The sequence below is a fragment of the Puribacter membranae genome (assembly GCF_055380425.1).
Genome location: NZ_AP040167.1, coordinates 371708 through 389441, shown reverse-complemented (window position 1 = coordinate 389441; position 17734 = coordinate 371708). Strand labels below are relative to the sequence as shown.

The window sequence follows — 17734 nt, the reverse complement described above, 5'->3', positions numbered from 1 at the left end:
AGGTCTCCACAAGTCGCATAGCAAAATAATCATTATCAACAGGGATATGTCCCCTATTTCCCCAATGTATGTCGACCCGTTTTCAAGCCTCGCATAATACCCGAAATGCCTGAAGAAAGTCTGAAGATAAAATGGACGACTGCCCCGCACAAAACCGAGCGACACATCCGAATAAGGCATCGGCCAGCCATCGAATTCTGCTATAATACAGGCGTTCCTGCGCCATTCGCGATTATTCGCCGTAGCTCTTTGAACCAATAATGTACTTTAGCTGTGAAACAGCATTAAGCTGGTGTGAGCGTCTCTTAGTCAGATGAACCCGAAGCTTAATTGATTACAGCACCCTGAACCGCAAGGTTCAAGGGTTAGGCTCAACGAATGGTGCGGGAATTTTTTTGTCTGTTTGCCACGAAATACCCGCGTAAACAACATCTCCAGAACAAAAATACCCTAATATTCAGTATTCTCTGTATTTTCCAAACATTTGCATTGCATTAATCTGAATCATTCTTCTTAATCATTCGAGGTCATGGTGGACGATTTTAATTGGTTGTGGTTGTGTTACCCCCTGCTCGGCTGCTTGGCCGGATTCATGGCGGGACTTTTGGGCGTCGGCGGCGGCCTGATTTCCGTACCGTTCATCACCATCATTTTGGCTGCCAGCGGTATGCAGCACCCCGATTTGCACAAAATCGCCCTCGCTACCTCGACCACCACGATTTTATTCACTTCATTCTCCAGCATGCGTTCGCACGTCGCACACCAAAACGTTGAATGGTCTGCGGTGAAAGGAATTCTGCCGGGCATTATTTTGGGTACCTTGCTGGGAACGTATCTGGTGCATCTGATCCCAACCACGCCTCTGCGGATCATCTTCATCGCCTTTACCTTTTATACCGCATACAGCATGTCGTTTGGTGGACAACCAAAACCCGCACGCACCTTGCCCGGCTCCGGCTGGTTATTCGGGGTGGGTACCGCGATCGGCAGTATTTCCACACTGATTTCCGCCGGCGGCGGCTTTATCACCGTACCTTTTCTCATCGCATGCAATACGCCCGTGCGCCGCGCCATCGGCACATCGGCGACACTCGGTTTTCCAATTGCCTTGAGCGGGGTACTTTGGTATCTCATCAGTTTTTACAATGTCCCCGGACTGCCCGAACACACCATCGCCTATATTTACTGGCCTGCGGTACTCGGCGTGGTGCTGACCAGCGCATTGTTTGCACCCTTGGGCGCGCGCGCGGCACAAAAATGGCCGGTTGCCACCATCAAAAAGGTATTCGCCACACTGCTGCTGGCATTGGGTTTGCACATGTTGTATACGATTACGAAGCAATGATCGGAGCCTGAACGATGAAGTCAACTCTACCCAAAACCGCTCTGCGCCACCGGATTTTACTGACGCTCATCATCAGCGCAGGTGCGCTCTCGGCAAATGCATGGGCGCAGGACAGCGCGGATGCGTTGTCTACAGACCGGCCGACGGATGTCCAGCCGTCCCATGCGATGCCTATTGCACCCATTGCAGCCGTTTCCCCCTCCTCATCCGAGCCAGGACCAAACCATCAAGAAGCACAGACCCAACGCCCGAAAATCGGCGTGGCACTCTCAGGTGGCGGTTCACGCGGTTTGGCACATATCGGCGTACTGCGCGCTTTGGAGCAGCAGCATGTACCGATTGACTACATCGCCGGAACCAGCGCCGGTGCGCTCATCGGTGGAATGTACGCCAGCGGTATGAGCTTGGACGAAATCGAACAGCGCGTCAAGGACATGGACTTTGACAAAATCCTCTATGAACGCCAAAGTCGCCGCAGCCAAACCCAATTCGCCCGCGCCAATGAGTACTATGGCAACGGCATGGTGGACATGAGCATCACGCGCGAAGGCGTGGTCGCCCTGCCGCAATCGGTCATGCAAGACGGCAAAGTCGAGCAAGCCCTGCGCGAAATTCTCAAAGACTATCCGTACAACATCGATTTTGACCGCCTGCCAATTCCATTTCGCGCCGTCACCACCGATTTGGCCACCGGCGAAAAAGTCGTCTTGAGCAAAGGCAAACTGGCCGAAGCACTGCGCGCCAGCATGTCCATCCCCGCTGTGTTTGCACCGGTTGAAATGGATGGCCGCTTACTGGTTGACGGCATGGTCGCGAGCAATCTACCGATTGACGTTGTGCGCCAGATGGGCGCAGACCGCATCATTGCCGTCAATGTCGGCACCGGCCTGTTGCCCAAAGAAAAGATCAAAAATGTGGTGAATGTCTCTGAACAATTACTGAGCATCTTGGTACAGCGCAATGTCACCGATGAAGTTAAAACCTTGGGCAAACAAGACGTCTACATTCCGGTGGATGTCGGCGACATCGGCAATCTGCAATTTAATCGGATCAACGAAGCGATAGACTACGGCGTCAAAACCATGCACGAACCGAAAATATCGCGTCAGGTTGCCACATTGTCCGTACCGACTCAGCAGTACAACAGCCTGATGGCCAAGCACGAAGTACAACCGGAGCCGGGCAAACTCATCAGCTTCGTGCGCGTACAGACCAATGGCATCGCCAACCCCGAAGCGTTGCGCCGCAAAGTCACTCATCAAGCAGGCAAACCATTGAATATGAACTTGGTGGACGAAGACATTCGCCAACTGATGAACGTGGATCGCATCGAATCGGTGCGTTACGACATTCAGCCGGTCGGCAATGCGTACGAACTGGTGTATTACGTCCAAGAAAAAGACACTGCCAGCAAGGCCGTGAGCGCCGGTTTGGAGCTGGCAACCAGCAATCTGACCAAACAAAACGTAGCACTGCATCTGTCCCACCGCAATGTCTGGCTCAACCGTTGGGGCGCGGAATGGCGCAGCTACGTGACTTTGGGCAAAAACACCGACATCACCACCCTGTTCAACCAACCGCTCAACTACGGTCAAAATTGGTTCATCCGACCGCAACTCAATTTTGGCTTTAGCAACAACCAAGCCTACCTGCCCGACCAAAACGATGCGGCCAGCGAATACGACGTCAATCGCCAAAATGCCAGCCTCATGCTCGGACAAACGCTGGGGGACAAAGGCGAATGGGGCATCAGTGCCCGTTGGCAGCGTGCGCATCTCGCGAGCAATCTGACCAACCCGAACTTACTCATCCACGGAGAAACACAACGACACTTCACCGTAGACGCCGAAATCACCTTGGATCAACTGGACGATTTATACATCCCGACCGATGGCTACTTCTTACGCGCCTATGGCCGCATCGCACCGAAAAAATCCGACGACGATGACAAACGCTTTATTCAAGCCGGCATCAAAGCACTCTGGGCCAAACGTCTGAACCCACGCCATTCAGTCGCATTCGGTTTGGAAGCCGCCGGTCAAAACAATCCGGGCAGCGTTTACCTGTCGCCCTACCATTTGGGCGGCTACCATCGCCTATCCGGCTACGAACAAAACCAATTCGTCGGCAACTACCTCGCACTGACCGGCGTATCCTACCGCTACATCAGCCCGTGGAAAATGTTGAATAAACCGCTGATTCTCGGTACCTCCTTGGAAATTGGCAACACTTGGGAAAAAACCGACGACATCAGCAGCAAAGGACTGAAAATGTCCGCCAGCCTGTTCGGCGCCATCAATACGCCCATCGGCCCGGCACAACTGGGCTTGGGCATTACCCGCAGCGGCAATGCCAACCTCTATTTCTATCTGGGCAGAACCTTCTCCGACTGGTAAAGATCATGAAACCATCCACCCACCGCACCACCAAAAGCTTTATCCCACAATTGCAACAGGCTTGGCAAACCAATCACTCGTTGCTGTGCGTTGGCCTTGACCCCAGCCCTGAAAAACTACCGACACATCTGCGTGACAAACCCATTGAGCAAGCGTTTTACGAATTTTGCGTGGGAATTATCGACGCCACTGCGCCGTATGTGTGTGCCATCAAACCGCAAATCGCCTACTTCGCCGCACATCGCGCGGAAAGCGTACTCGAAGACATCATCCGCCACGCCAAAGACAAACATCCGCAGATTCCCGTGATTCTCGATGCCAAGCGCGGTGACATTGGCTCCACCGCCGAGCAGTACGCCATCGAAGCGTTCGAGCGCTACCAAGCCGATGCCGTCACCGTCAATCCCTACATGGGCTTTGACTCGGTACAACCCTACTTAGCCTACGCCGACAAAGGCGTCATCATCCTGTGCCGCACCTCCAATCCGGGCGGCAGCGATTTACAATTTCTCAAAGTCGACGGCCAACCGCTGTACCAAATCGTCGCGCACAAAGTCGCCAACGAATGGAATACCCATGGTCAATGCGCCCTCGTCGTCGGCGCCACCTTCCCGAATGAAATCGCGCAAGTACGCGCCATCGTCGGCGACATGCCGCTGCTGATCCCCGGCATCGGAGCGCAAGGCGGCGACCTCGCCGCCACCATGCAGGCCGGACAAACCGCGAACGGCAGCGGCGTCATCATCAACTCCTCGCGCGCCATCATCTACGCCAGCGCCGACGAAGACTACACCCAAGCCGCACAAAAAATAGCGCGTGAGACCCAAGAGGCCATCAACGCGCTACGTCACCCGCAATAACCATACAAACTACGAATCGATGCTGTAAATAATCTCCCGATTCACCTGCTCAATATCACGATGGCCGCATAAAGCCATCGTGACATCCAACTCATGATGAATCAATTGCAGCGCCTTGGTCACGCCCGCCTGCCCCATCGCACCCAAACCGTATAAGAATGGCCGACCGATGTACACCGCCTGCGCACCCAATGCCCGCGCACGCAACACATCCTGACCACTGCGCACACCACCATCCAAATGCACTTCAATCTGCGAACCCACCGCATCGACAATCTCCGGTAGCACCCGAATACTAGACGGCGCACCGTCCAATTGCCGCCCGCCGTGATTGCTGACCACCAGCGCATCCGCGCCCGATTGAGCCGCCAAGCGCGCATCCGCCACATCCAAAATACCTTTGATAATCAATGGCCCGCCCCACTGCTGTTTGACCCACTGCACCACATCCCAGTCCAGCGCAGGATCGAACTGCTGCGCCGTCCATGTCGAGAGCGAGCTCATATCGTCCACGCCACTGACATGACCGACAATATTGCCAAACCCACGTCGGGAGGTGCGCAACATCCCCCAAGCCCAGCGCGGCTTGGTCGCCATGTTCACGATATTTTTCAGAGTCAATTTTGGCGGCGCGGACAATCCGTTGATCAAATCTTTGTGCCGCTGCCCCAAAATCTGCAAATCCAAGGTCAGCACCAAGGCGCTACAACCCGCCGCTTTGGCCCGCCCAATCAGACGCGACATAAATTCGCGGTCTTTCATCATGTATAACTGAAACCAAAAGCCGCGCCCCGCATGCTCGGCCACATCCTCGATCGAGCAAATACTCATGGTTGAGAGCGTGAACGGCACGCCAAAGGCCATCGCCGCCCGCGCCGCAAGAATTTCACCGTCGGCGTGCTGCATCCCCGTCAGTCCGGTGGGCGCCAGCGCCACCGGCATCGCCACTTTTTGCCCGATCATCGTGGTTGCGCTCGAGCGATTGCGCATATCCACCGCGACGCGCTGACGCAGTTTGATGCGGGCAAAATCCGCCTCATTGGCGCGGTAGGTCGATTCCGTCCAACTGCCTGAATCGGCATAGTCGTAAAACATGCGTGGAACGCGCTTTTGCGCCAAACGACGTAAATCTTCAACTTGAGTAATAACCGTCATGGACAGCCTCCGACCTTTTAAATAATAGTTGTGTTTCGATAATGAAGGTCATCATAAAGTCTTCATCACACTGATGCAAGACTCAGACGAGCCGTATAAAAAACGGTGCGAATGATTTTCACCATTCGCACCATTCATCAGATCACAGGTCGCATCACAATCGACCGTCGTGAAGCCGAACCCCAATCAAGCTGATTTACTTCAGTTTCGGCGGCTGTGCATCAATCACCTGATTGTCACCCTCCGGTTTGGCTTCACCATCTTTGCGCATCAGCGCACCGATCATCAAGCCCAAGCTGGCGGCAATGCCGACGGCTTTCCACGGGTTTTCCTTAACATACGTTTGTGCCACGTCGCCGACCTGTTTGGCTTTATCAACCGCCTCTTCCTGCAAGGTCTGACCACTGGTACGCACTTTTTCCAGTAATTCCTCAGCGTTTTGACGCAATTCGCTCGCTTGGCTTTGCGAACCATTGGTCGCCTGACGCAACAACGCTTCTGCCTGCTGTAATAAATCTTTAGGGTCTTAGGAAGCAGAATGCTACAAAGGTTGATCACGAAGTAACTTAAGAATGACTTTATATAAATCAGTCTTACGGTGATTAAACCTAAATTCAGTTTCCTTCAAGTGTAGTAAAAAAGTGTTTTTCGGAACGCCGTTAAACTGCATCAAACGACGTTTGGCATAACTCCAGAATGATTCTATCCCATTTACATGATTAGAACCATTCACAAACTCATCTGCACCGTGATTGACCCGAAAGTGTTTATCAAAGCCGATGTCCACCAAGCCATCATAACCACGCCAGCCATCGGTGTGAATGATACTATTAATATCTGCTTTTCCGCGGATAATGGCTTGCAGACTGGCTTTTGAAGCATTCGGCACAATCTCAGTGTAGATGTTTCCATCGCGTTTGAGTAAGCCAAACACGATGGTTTTACCTGAAGCTCCTCGTCCGCGTTTACCACGTACTCGATGCGGACCAAAGTAAGATTCGTCGGCTTCTAATTCGCCTTTAAGCGGTGAGGCTTGCTGGCAAACAATCGCCAAGCGACGACGAATCTTGAGGTATATGCTGTTGATTGAACGGACGGATATACCGCTTAATGCGGCACATTCGGTTGCTGTTAAATCTAGAGCAAAATACCTTAAAATCTGACGAAACTTTGCTTCGCTAATTTTTGAATGGTTGAAGTACTTGTTTTTCATTTGGTCTCAAGAGCTTAGCGCTTATTTTAATGCGTTTGCTTCCTAAGACCCATCTTTAAATGCACTCATCATTTGCTCCTTTTAGCAAAACCCCGCTCATGCGGACGCGGGCATTAACAACTGATTCGCCCTTCAGGATGACAAGTATTTAACTATTTAGCTAAATTTATTCCACATCCATCACTGCGTTGGTATATACCTCTTGAACGTCGTCCAAATCTTCCAGCATATCGATGATTTTTTGCATTTTCACCGCGTCATCACCCGTCAATTCGATTTCGTTTTGCGCACGCATGGTAATGTCGGACTCTTCAAAGCTCAAATTGGCGGCTTCAAAGGCATTTTTCAAGGCTTCGTAGTCCGCCGGATCGCAAATCACTTCCACGCCGCCCTCATCATCCGTGATGACGTCTTGCGCGCCGTTTTCCAGCGCAACATTCATCACCTCGTCTTCGGAAATACCGGGGGCGAACATGAATTGCCCGACATGATCGAACATGAAGGCGACCGAGCCGTCCGTGCCGAGATTACCGCCGTTTTTAGACAGCGCGTGACGCACCTCGGCCACGGTGCGCGTGCGGTTGTCGGTCATGGTATCGATAATCACCGCCGCACCGCCAATGCCGTAGCCTTCGTAGCGGATTTCTTCGTAGTCGGCGCCGTCGCCGCCACCCACGCCGCGGTCAATCGCGCGTTTGATGTTGTCGTTCGGCATATTCGCCGCTTTGGCTTTGTCGATCGCCAGACGCAGACGCGGATTCGCGCTTACATCGCCACCACCATTTTTCGCCGCGACTTGCAACTCTTTGATCACGCGCGTCCAAACCTTGCCACGGGTGGCGTCGGCTCGTGCTTTTTTATGTTTGATATTGGCCCATTTACTGTGTCCTGCCATGATAGTCCTTTTTAAGTTTTCTTTTAATTTCAATCAGTTAAAGCAAAAGCGCAATGGATAGCATGGATGCCATACGCTTGCTTGCGGTTTCGTATTCCGCGAAGCCCTGCCTTGGTTTATAATCGGTGGAATTTTATCACAGACGCGCCGTAAAACCCAATGAACGGTATATGTCGCGTTATGACCTTTCAGGTTCCCACCACATTCCAGACACAGGAGCACAGCATGTCCGAACCGATCCTTATCGCGAAATCATCCACGCAAGAGGTCTTTTTCCTGCCCCAAATGGGTAACCGCCACGGCCTGATCACGGGCGCAACCGGCACGGGGAAAACCGTAAGTTTGCAAGCTTTGGCGCAGCACTTCTCCGACCTCGGCACGCCGGTATTCATGGCGGATGTAAAAGGCGATCTGACCGGGATTTCGCAAGCCGGCGGTGACAATGACAAAGTGAAAAGCCGTTTACAGGACTTGGGGCTGCCTGAGCTGAACTGGGCAGGCGCACCGACCACGCTGTGGGATGTATTCGGTGAAAAAGGCCATCCGGTGCGCGCGACCATTTCCGACATGGGGCCGCTACTGCTCTCACGCATGCTGGATTTGAACGACACACAAGCGGGCGTGTTGACCATGGTGTTTAAAATCGCCGATGACAATCAATTGCTGCTGCTGGATTTGAAAGACCTGCGCAGCATGCTGCAATTCGTCGGTGACAACGCCAAGCAATTCACCACCGACTATGGCAACGTCTCCGCCGCCTCCATCGGTGCAATTCAGCGCGGTTTGCTGACCTTGGAAAGCCAAGGCGGCGATCAGTTCTTCGGCGAGCCGATGCTCAATATCGACGACATGATGCAAACCGTGTCCGGCAAAGGCGTAATCAACATCATGGCGGCGGACAAATTGATGCAGTCGCCGCGACTGTACGGCGCCTTTTTGCTGTGGATGCTGTCCGAGCTATTCGAGCGTCTGCCCGAAGTGGGCGACGTGGACAAGCCCAAATTCGCGTTTTTCTTTGACGAAGCGCATTTATTGTTCAACGACGCGCCGAAAGTATTGCTGGAGAAAATCGAGCAAGTCGTGCGCCTGATCCGCTCCAAAGGCGTCGGCGTGTACTTCGTCACACAAAACCCAATCGACATTCCCGACACCGTTTTGGGTCAATTGGGCAATCGCGTTCAACACGCCCTGCGCGCCTTCACGCCGCGCGATCAAAAAGCGGTCAAAGTCGCCGCGACCACCATGCGCGAAAATCCTGAGTTGAATATCGAAACCGTCATCACCGAGTTGGGCGTCGGCGAAGCCCTCGTCTCGACGCTGGATGAAAAAGGCCGTCCGAACATCACGCAGCGCGTGTTCATGATTCCGCCGCCGTCACGTTTAGGGCCTGCCTCAGAGGACGAACAAAAACAATTGATCCGCCAATCGGTCGTCGCCGGTGTGTACGAGCAAACCGTTGACGCCGAATCGGCCTACGAAAAACTGCAAGCACGCGCCACAGAAACCGCCAAAGCCGCTGAAGAAGCGCAAAAAGAGGACGAAGGCGGCTTTTTCGGCAGTATTTTTGGCAGCGATGACGACAAGAAGAAAAAATCCTCTTCGCGCAATGACTCACTGCTCGAATCCGCCGCAAAAAGCATGATTCGTGCCGCCAGCTCCAATATTGGCCGTGAAATCACACGCGGTATTTTAGGCAGCCTGTTCGGCTCCAAACGTCGTTAATAACCCAGCAAAGAGGTCACCATGAGTAAACCATTACAAGTTGATAACAGCCTGTCCCATTTATTTACGAATAATCGTCAATGGGCGCAGAAGACCACTCAGAACGAGCCATCCTTTTTCAGCAAATTGGCCGAGCAGCAAAGCCCCGAGTACCTATGGATCGGCTGTGCCGATTCACGCGTACCGGCAAACGAGCTGATTGGCTTGCAACCGGGCGAAGTCTTTGTCCACCGCAATATTGCCAACATCATCGTTCCCAGCGATTTGAATTGTCTGTCCGTATTGCAATACGCCGTGGACGTACTCAAAGTCAAACACGTCATTATCTGCGGCCATTACGGCTGTGGCGGGGTTGCCGCCGCATTTCATAATCGCCGCGTCGGACTGGTGGACAACTGGTTGCGCCATATTCACGATACCAAGGCCAAGTACCACGCCCTGCTCAGCACCACGGATGAAAAAGCCAACTTGGATCGCTTATGCGAGCTCAATGTCATCGACCAAGTGTTCAGTGCCGCACAAACCACGATTATCCAAGATGCTTGGCAGCGTGGACAAAGCGTCACTATTCATGGCTGGGTGTACGACCTGCACGATGGTTTGCTGCACTCACTGGGCTTAGAGGTTTCCAGCTTGGATCATTTGCAGCAGCAATCCCAAACGGTATTTCAGCGCATGGCTCAATCGTAAACCCCGAATCCTACGCTGAAATGGGTCGATTCATCCCTTTAACATTTTATCCGCTACACCTAAAACAATAATGAACGCTTCTACCGTAGAAAACACCACACACACTGCCGTTAGTTTGGTTAACCAGCCGTTTGGCTGGTTTTTATTATTCATCTTCGTCGCAGGCTATTATTTCATCGCCACGGAAGACCGCTACCACATCGATAAGGCCAAATCCGCCCTATTCATCGGTACCTTTATGTTCATCCTGATCGGTCTTTATTATGTCTGGCACGGTTTGGACTTGACGCCGTTTGAGCACGCAGTCAACGAAATAATTTTGGAAATCGCGCAGATTTTCTTTTTCCTCTATGTGGCGATGACCTATATCGAGGCACTGATCGAGCGCGGTGTGTTTCGCGCCCTGCGAACCAAACTGATCGCGCGTGGATACAGCTATCCGCAGTTGTTTTGGATTACCGGTCTGCTGGCGTTTTTCATCTCACCAGTCGCGGATAATCTGACCACGGCTTTGATTTTGTCCACGGTTTTGCTGACCATCGACAGCAAAAACAAGGCCTTTCTCGTGCCCAGCGGCATCAATGTGGTGGTCGCGGCCAATGCCGGCGGCGCATGGAGTCCGTTCGGCGACATCACCACGCTGATGGTGTGGACGGCAGGCAAAGGTGAATTCGTCGATTTTCTCGCGCTGTTTCCATCGGCATTTTTGGGCTGGTTGACCACGGCGTTTTTGCTCAGCCGTTTCGTGCCCGACATTGATCCGCTCGGTGACGGCGACCCGGAGTTGGCCGAAAGAACGCAGGTGCTCAAAGGCGGCAAGATGATTATTCTATTTGGCGCGCTGACTTTGGCGTTCGCCGTATTGGGCAAGCAGGTACTGCACCTGCCGCCTATGTGGGGCATGCTTTTCGGGCTGGCGTTGTTGCAGTTGTATTTTTATGTGCTCAAACGCCGCCACGCACAGGATGTGAATATTTTTCAAATGATGAGTAAGATTGAGAACAACACACTGCTGTTCTTTTTCGGCATTCTGGCGGCGGTCGGCGCCCTGCATTTTGTCGGTTTTCTCACCTATGCGGCGCATTTTTACGAGCAAATCAACCCAACGTGGGTCAATATCGGCGTTGGCTTTTTATCCGCTTTTGTCGATAATGTACCGGTGATGTCGGCGGTGTTAAAGGCCAACCCAACCATCGACCACGCCCAATGGATGTTGGTGACGCTCACAGCGGGCATTGGCGGTTCTCTCATCAGCTTTGGTAGCGCCGCCGGTGTCGGTGTCATGGGCAAGATGCAAGGCGTCTATACCTTTAGCTCACACATGAAGCTGGGCTGGACGGTGCTGGCGGGCTATATCGTGTCGCTCATCGTATGGTATTTTCAATTCATTTATTTGGGGTGGTATTAAAAGATGTCTGCTTTACCTGAGAGTAGTTTCATGCGTTTATTGATCGCAACGCGTCTGCCATTTTTGAGCGTGACACTGGTCGCGGTTTTGTTGGGTTTGGCTGGCGCCGTCTGGGATGGTGTGCCGATCCATACGGGCAATGCCATCCTGACCTTGCTGTTTGCCTTGGTGGCACACGCCGGAGGCAATGTGGTGAACGATTATTACGATGCGCTCAATGGCTGCGACGCTGCCGAATCTGACCGCATCACGCCTTTCACCGGTGGTTCGCGCATGATTCAGAACGGTATTTTGAGTCAAAAGACCATCGGTGTGTTTGGTTATGCTCTGCTCGCCAGCGTGGTTCCGGTGGGTTTGTGGTTGACGCATCAAAGTGGCTCAGGTTTGCTGCTGATCGGTTTGGTCGGTCTGCTGTGCGCATGGGCGTATTCTGCACCGCCCTTAAAACTGCAAAGCCGTGGTTTGGGCGAGTTGGGCATCATCAGCGGCTGGCTGATGGTGGTGATCGGCACGGATTTTGTGCAACGCCATGCGTTTTCAATCACGCCGCTGGTGGTCGGACTGAGCTTGGCTTTTTTGGTCGCGAATATTTTGTACATCAATCAATTCCCTGACATTCGTGCCGACCGCGTCGCACATAAATACACGGTAATCGTGCGTTTGGGATTGCTGCGCGCACGTTGGGGCTATTTGGCATTGTTGTTGGCAGGCTACGGCTGGCTCGCGCTGATGGTGCTTGGGCAGCATTTGCCACTGTCGGCTTTGCTGGCGCTCATGCCGATGGCCTTCAGTTTATTGGCCTTTACCGAGCTGTGGCGCAATGCACACCAACCGGCGCAACTATCAAAAGCGATTCGCTTGACCATTCTCGCGGCACTCTTGCATGGTGTAATTTTGAGTTTAGTTTTACTGGTTTCTCACAACGGCGCACGTTAAATAACATCCAAAGCATGATGCACATGATGCCCAAAAGATAGATATGTGCGTGCGCATCCACAATCCCCTTATATTTTGTGTGGGATTATGCGAGAATAATTTAATTTGTGATCCATCATTTGACACACAGCGAGCCTCAGTCATGACAATCTGCACCACAACCGCTTGAACGCTCGTGCATTACACAACCTCGGAGACCTTATGGAACGCTTTGATTTTAATTTCCCGCCTTATGAATTTTTAAACGGTGCCGAGCGCGCCAAATTGCAGTCGGCCGTTGACATCGCGTTTTTCAACGATGAGGATGTGATCATCGAGGCCGATCAGCCGGTTGAATTTTTGTATGTGATTATCAAAGGTCTGGTACGCGAGGTGAGCATCGGCGACGAAGTGGTTGGCCTGTACCACGCGCAGGATACGTTTGAAGCGCGCGCCTTGGTGGAAGGACACAGCGCACACCGTTTCATTGTGCAGGAGCAAGCGCTGGTCTACACCATTCCAAAAGCGACCATCACCGAGCTGATGGAATCCAATCCGCGCTTCGGTGCGTATTTTTATGCCAGCGTAGCCGATAAACTCTCCAGTATGGCGCGCAATAAGAACACGCAGGAAATGGAAAGTCTGATTACCGCCCGCGTGCGCGATGCCTACCGCCACAATGCGACGTGGCTGCAAGGTACCGATACGATTTTGCAAGCAGCGCAAGCCATGAAGGATAACAAAACCAAATCGATTTTGATTCAGCATGGCGAGCAAATCGGCTTGTTCACCGAATCCGCCTTTCGCGACATCGTGATTGCAGGCGCCCCCACCAGCGAGGAGCTGCACAAATGGACACAGTTTGCGCTGATTTCGATTGATATTGACGACTATGTGTTCAATGCCCTGCTGCGCATGACCCAGTTCAAAATTCAGCGCGTGGTCGTGACCGAAAAAGGCAAGCCGATCGGCGCATTGGAGCAGATTGACGTATTGGCCTACTTCTCCAACCACTCGCATTTGGTGGCGCAGCGTTTGGACAAAGCCAGTAATGTCGATGACTTGGTCGATATTGCCGACCAGATGACGCATTCGATCCAAATTTTGCACAGCAGCGGTGTACGCGCACCGCAATTGGCACAATTGATGCAGGTGCTCAACACCAGCTTATTTGAAAAAGCATGGCGTCTGATCGCCCCAACCGAACTGTACGAAAACTCCTGTCTGATTGTTATGGGTTCCGAAGGACGCGGCGAGCAAATCCTCAAAACCGATCAGGACAACGCGCTAATTCTCGGCGAAGGCGCCGATCCTGAAGCCGCACGCATCGCCGCCGACGAGTTCTCCGCCACCCTCACCCGTCTGGGCTACCCGCCGTGCAAAGGCAAAATCATGGTGAATAACCCTGAATGGCGCAAACCGCTGGCACGATTCAAAGAAATGATTTTCCAATGGTGCACCAAACCCAATCCTGATGCGCTGATGAATCTGGCGATTTTCATTGACGCCAAACCGGTTGCGGGCGACGACTCATTACTGACCGAGGCACAGACATACCTCAACCGCTTAATGACCAACGATGCGGCTATGCTCATGGGCTTTGCCCGTGCGGTAGAAATGTTCGACCACCACAGCAGCGGCTTTTTCTCGCAGCTACTCAATCGTGACACTTCAACCCAGATGAACATCAAAAAAATGGGGATTTTCCCTGTGGTACATGGCGCACGCGCATTGAGCCTCGAAGCACATTTGGAGGAAACCAACACCTTTGACCGCCTGCACCAATTGTCCAACAAAGGCATTTTGGACGAAGCACTGGCCAAAGACGTCGGCGAAGCGCTCACCTATATGATGGACATTCGTCTCAAATCCGGCTTGGAAGCCCTCAGCCTCGGCGCGAGCGACAAGGATCTGAACGAGTTGGATACCAACAACATGAGTACGCTGGAGCGCGACCTACTCAAAGATGCATTGCAAGTGGTCAAACGCTTCAAAGCCAAAATTCGCCAACACTTTCATCTGGGGAACGCATAATGTTTGAGTCCATTCGTCGCTCCTGGAGCCAACGCAAGCTAACCGACCCGAAATACGCCCACTTGTTTGAGGAGCATCCCGACGAGTTGGTCAGCTTTGACTGCGAAACCACCAGCCTGAATGTCAAGGAAGCCGAAATCATCTCCATCGGCGCAGTCAAAATCCGTGGCAATAAGGTTCTAACCAGCGATTCATTTTACGTTTTGGTCAAACCCGAAGGCGTGATGCAAGCGGCCAACGTCACCATTCATGGCCTGCGTCCCAAAGATGTCTCCAACGGCATTCCGGTGCAAGACGCCATTTTGCAGTTACTCGATTTCATCGGCGGTCGCCCGCTGGTCGGCTACTATTTGGAATACGACGTAGCGATGGTGAATAAGTTTCTCAAACCGCTCTTGGGCATCACCCTGCCGCAAAAGCAGATCGAAGTCTCCGCGCTGTACTACGATCAGGAGGTCAAACGGGTACAGGATGGCTATGTCGATCTGCGCATGGCCTCCATCATTAAAAAGCTCAACTTTCCTGACCTTCCTCGCCATGACGCATTGAATGACTCGATCAATGTGGCTTTGATGTATTTGGCGCTGCAAGCACAAGGTGGTAATTAAAGCGGCATAAATCGTGTCTCAGCAATCAATACCGATATAAACAAGCATCAAAACAGTCAATTACAACCCATCAGCCGAACATCCGTTCGGCTGATTGACCATAACGTTCAACAAATCGCTGACTAATTCCGCTATCTGACGATATTTTCAGTAAAAACAGAAAAATACACAATTTATCCAGTAAGTAAAGCGTAAGGCACTGTCAGTATTCTACGCATAGATTGTCGGGTAGTTCATGCATCTAGCTACACATTCAATCCACAAAGTTTGCCTGAGTTCGTAAGCACGACTTAGACGAATTCCATCATATGATTAAAATAGGAGTAGACAAATGAAAGATGACGATTTGGTCGCACGAGTCAATGCGTCGCCAACGTATCAAAAATTGGTCAAAACACGCTCATCTTACGGTTGGTTTTTAACCGCATTGATGATGATCGTTTATTATGGCTTCACCCTACTGGTTGCGTTTGGCAAGGGATTCATGTCACAACGTATCGGCGACAGCGTGATGACCTACGCGTTACCGATTGGCCTATTTGTACTGCTGTTCACAATCGTGATCACCGGTATTTATGTTCGTCGCGCAAACACTGAGTTTGATGACTTGACTGAGGCATTGCGTAAAGAGGTGCAACAATGAAAAAAACCAATCATTTATTGATCGGCTTGCTATTGGCTTCGGTCGGCTCTGTGGCTTTGGCTGCTGGCGGCGACTTGGGTCAGGCAGATAAACAAGCGACCAACTGGACAGCCATTTTCATGTTCATTGCGTTCGTGATTCTGACCATGTTCATTACCAAATGGGCGGCGGGTCGTACCAAATCAGCAGCAGACTTCTACACCGGCGGTGGCGGTATCACCGGCTTCCAAAACGGTTTGGCAATTGCCGGTGACTATATGTCTGCGGCATCGTTCCTCGGTATTTCCGCTGCGGTGATGAATACCGGTTTTGACGGTTTGATCTACTCCATCGGCTTCTTGGTCGGTTGGCCAGTGATTACCTTCTTGATGGCAGAGCGTCTGCGTAACTTGGGTCAGTTTACATTTGCTGACGTGGCCGCGTATCGCTATGAGCAAAAACCGATTCGTACTTTTGCCGCCATTTCTACATTGGTCGTTGTAGCGTTCTATCTGATTGCTCAGATGGTCGGTGCCGGTCAGTTGATCAAATTGCTGTTCGGCATGGAATACATCTTTGCGGTTGTGATCGTTGGCGCATTGATGATGATCTATGTATTGTTCGGCGGTATGTCGGCCACGACTTGGGTACAAATCATTAAAGCCTGTTTGTTGCTCTCCGGTGCATCATTCATGGCATTTATGGTATTGCTCGAATTCGGCTTCCATCCAGGTGCCATGTTTGCCAAAGCGATTGAAATCAAAACCGTTCTGGCTCAAAAAGCTATGATTGCTGAAGCATTGAAGGCTAACCCAAGCGCAGACCCTGCTGCTTTGGCTACCTCAACTGCTGCTGCCGCTGCTGCCAAAGGCTTCTCCATCATGGGGCCAGGTGGCTTCGTCAAAGATCCGATCTCTGCGATCTCTTTCGGTATGGCTTTGATGTTCGGTACTGCGGGTCTGCCACACATCATGATGCGTTTCTTCACCGTACCTAATGCGAAAGAAGCACGTAAATCTGTATTCTGGGCAACCACTTGGATCGGCTACTTCTACATCCTGACATTCATCATCGGTTTCGGTGCGATCACCTTCGTATTGACCAATCCTGAATTCCTCGATGCAAAAGGCGCGCTCAAAGGCGGTGGTAACATGGCTGCGATTCACTTGGCCAACGCCGTTGGTGGCAACATCTTCTTGGGCTTCATCTCTGCCGTAGCGTTCGCAACCATCTTGGCAGTAGTAGCAGGTTTGACTCTGTCCGGTGCATCGGCTGTGTCACATGACTTGTATTCAACTGTGATCAAAAAAGGTAAAGCCGACAGCGCAACCGAGTTGAAAGTATCGCGCATCACCACCTTGGTTTTGGGTGTGGTTGCCGTGGTATTGGGTATTGCGTTTGAGAAACAAAACATCGCGTTCATGGTATCACTGGCGTTCGCGATTGCTGCTTCTGCCAACTTCCCAGTCCTGTTCATGTCCGTATTGTGGAAAGACTGTACCACTCGCGGCGCGACGATTGGTGGTTATATCGGTTTGATTACGGCTGTGGTGTTGACCGTTCTGTCTAAATCCGTTTGGGTAGACGTGTTCCACAACGCAAAAGAAATCTTCCCGTACACCTCACCTGCGTTGTTCTCCATGACTTTGGCGTTCGTCGCAATCTGGTTCTTCTCGATCACTGACAAGAGTGCTCGTGCGGCCATTGACCGCGCTGGCTATCCTGCCCAGAAAGTTCGTTCAGAAACAGGTATCGGTGCATCAGGTGTATCTGGTCACTAAGCCTACACAAGCCATGGGTTAGATTTCATTCTTGTTCTCACCCATGCAAATATAAAACCCCCGATTATTATCGGGGGTTTTTATGGTGCA

The 17734-nt window shown here is 51.9% G+C and carries 15 protein-coding genes; 11 read left to right on the top strand and 4 right to left on the bottom strand.

Annotated features, from left to right (window positions below; all coding sequences use genetic code 11):
• The first annotated feature begins 529 nt into the window (after window positions 1-529).
• From ACZ41M_RS01795 to pyrF, 3 genes are read left to right on the top strand one after another with little or no spacing between them, the layout of a single operon-like run.
• Entirely contained in the window at window positions 530-1345 is an 816-nt protein-coding gene (locus ACZ41M_RS01795) for a sulfite exporter TauE/SafE family protein (RefSeq protein ID WP_464730562.1), read from the top strand.
• A gap of 14 nt (window positions 1346-1359) precedes the next feature.
• The gene (locus ACZ41M_RS01790; protein WP_464730563.1) at window positions 1360-3741 is read left to right on the top strand and encodes a patatin-like phospholipase family protein; all 2382 of its coding nucleotides are present in this window, start codon (window positions 1360-1362) and stop codon (window positions 3739-3741) included.
• A 5-nt stretch (window positions 3742-3746) separates the two neighbouring features.
• Window positions 3747-4601: an orotidine-5'-phosphate decarboxylase gene (gene pyrF / locus ACZ41M_RS01785; protein ID WP_464730564.1), complete on the top strand. Its 855-nt coding sequence runs from the start codon at window positions 3747-3749 to the stop codon at window positions 4599-4601.
• Window positions 4602-4610: 9 nt separating this feature from the next.
• Here pyrF and ACZ41M_RS01780 read toward each other — a convergent pair whose 3' ends face one another.
• The 4 genes from ACZ41M_RS01780 to ACZ41M_RS01765 form a co-directional block, all read right to left on the bottom strand.
• Window positions 4611-5756 carry an alpha-hydroxy acid oxidase gene (locus ACZ41M_RS01780; RefSeq protein ID WP_464730565.1) on the bottom strand — a complete coding sequence of 382 codons (1146 nt, stop codon included), beginning with the start codon at window positions 5754-5756 and terminating at the stop codon, window positions 4611-4613.
• A gap of 196 nt (window positions 5757-5952) precedes the next feature.
• Window positions 5953-6246: an ElaB/YgaM/YqjD family protein gene (locus ACZ41M_RS01775; RefSeq protein WP_464737478.1), complete on the bottom strand. Its 294-nt coding sequence runs from the start codon at window positions 6244-6246 to the stop codon at window positions 5953-5955.
• 51 nt (window positions 6247-6297) lie between these two features.
• Complete coding sequence (locus tag ACZ41M_RS01770; protein ID WP_464729991.1) at window positions 6298-6969, bottom strand: IS1595 family transposase; 672 nt, start codon at window positions 6967-6969, stop codon at window positions 6298-6300.
• A 166-nt stretch (window positions 6970-7135) separates the two neighbouring features.
• Window positions 7136-7864 (bottom strand): YebC/PmpR family DNA-binding transcriptional regulator, encoded by a 729-nt coding sequence (locus ACZ41M_RS01765; protein WP_464730567.1) that lies wholly within the window; start codon window positions 7862-7864, stop codon window positions 7136-7138.
• Window positions 7865-8089: 225 nt separating this feature from the next.
• On the opposite strand from ACZ41M_RS01765, the gene ACZ41M_RS01760 reads away from it, so the two are divergent.
• From ACZ41M_RS01760 to ACZ41M_RS01725, 8 genes are all read left to right on the top strand, one after another.
• Complete coding sequence (locus tag ACZ41M_RS01760; RefSeq protein WP_464730568.1) at window positions 8090-9586, top strand: helicase HerA-like domain-containing protein; 1497 nt, start codon at window positions 8090-8092, stop codon at window positions 9584-9586.
• Window positions 9587-9607: 21 nt separating this feature from the next.
• Window positions 9608-10276, top strand: a complete 669-nt coding sequence (can, locus tag ACZ41M_RS01755) for a carbonate dehydratase (protein WP_464730569.1) — start codon at window positions 9608-9610, stop codon at window positions 10274-10276.
• Window positions 10277-10346: 70 nt separating this feature from the next.
• Window positions 10347-11684, top strand: a complete 1338-nt coding sequence (gene nhaD / locus ACZ41M_RS01750) for a sodium:proton antiporter NhaD (protein WP_464730570.1) — start codon at window positions 10347-10349, stop codon at window positions 11682-11684.
• A gap of 30 nt (window positions 11685-11714) precedes the next feature.
• Window positions 11715-12620, top strand: coding sequence for a UbiA family prenyltransferase (locus ACZ41M_RS01745; RefSeq protein WP_464730571.1), 906 nt, complete (start codon window positions 11715-11717; stop codon window positions 12618-12620).
• Between the two features lie 201 nt (window positions 12621-12821).
• On the top strand, window positions 12822-14633 hold the full coding sequence (locus ACZ41M_RS01740; RefSeq protein ID WP_464730572.1) for a DUF294 nucleotidyltransferase-like domain-containing protein: 1812 nt from the start codon (window positions 12822-12824) through the stop codon (window positions 14631-14633).
• Window positions 14633-15241, top strand: a complete 609-nt coding sequence (locus ACZ41M_RS01735; protein WP_464730573.1) for a 3'-5' exonuclease — start codon at window positions 14633-14635, stop codon at window positions 15239-15241. The genes ACZ41M_RS01740 and ACZ41M_RS01735 overlap by 1 nt, the downstream gene beginning before the upstream one ends.
• Before the next feature lie 331 nt (window positions 15242-15572).
• The gene (locus ACZ41M_RS01730) at window positions 15573-15884 is read left to right on the top strand and encodes a DUF485 domain-containing protein (RefSeq protein WP_464730574.1); all 312 of its coding nucleotides are present in this window, start codon (window positions 15573-15575) and stop codon (window positions 15882-15884) included.
• Window positions 15881-17644 carry a cation acetate symporter gene (locus tag ACZ41M_RS01725; protein ID WP_464730575.1) on the top strand — a complete coding sequence of 588 codons (1764 nt, stop codon included), beginning with the start codon at window positions 15881-15883 and terminating at the stop codon, window positions 17642-17644. The genes ACZ41M_RS01730 and ACZ41M_RS01725 overlap by 4 nt, the downstream gene beginning before the upstream one ends.
• Window positions 17645-17734 lie beyond the last annotated feature (90 nt).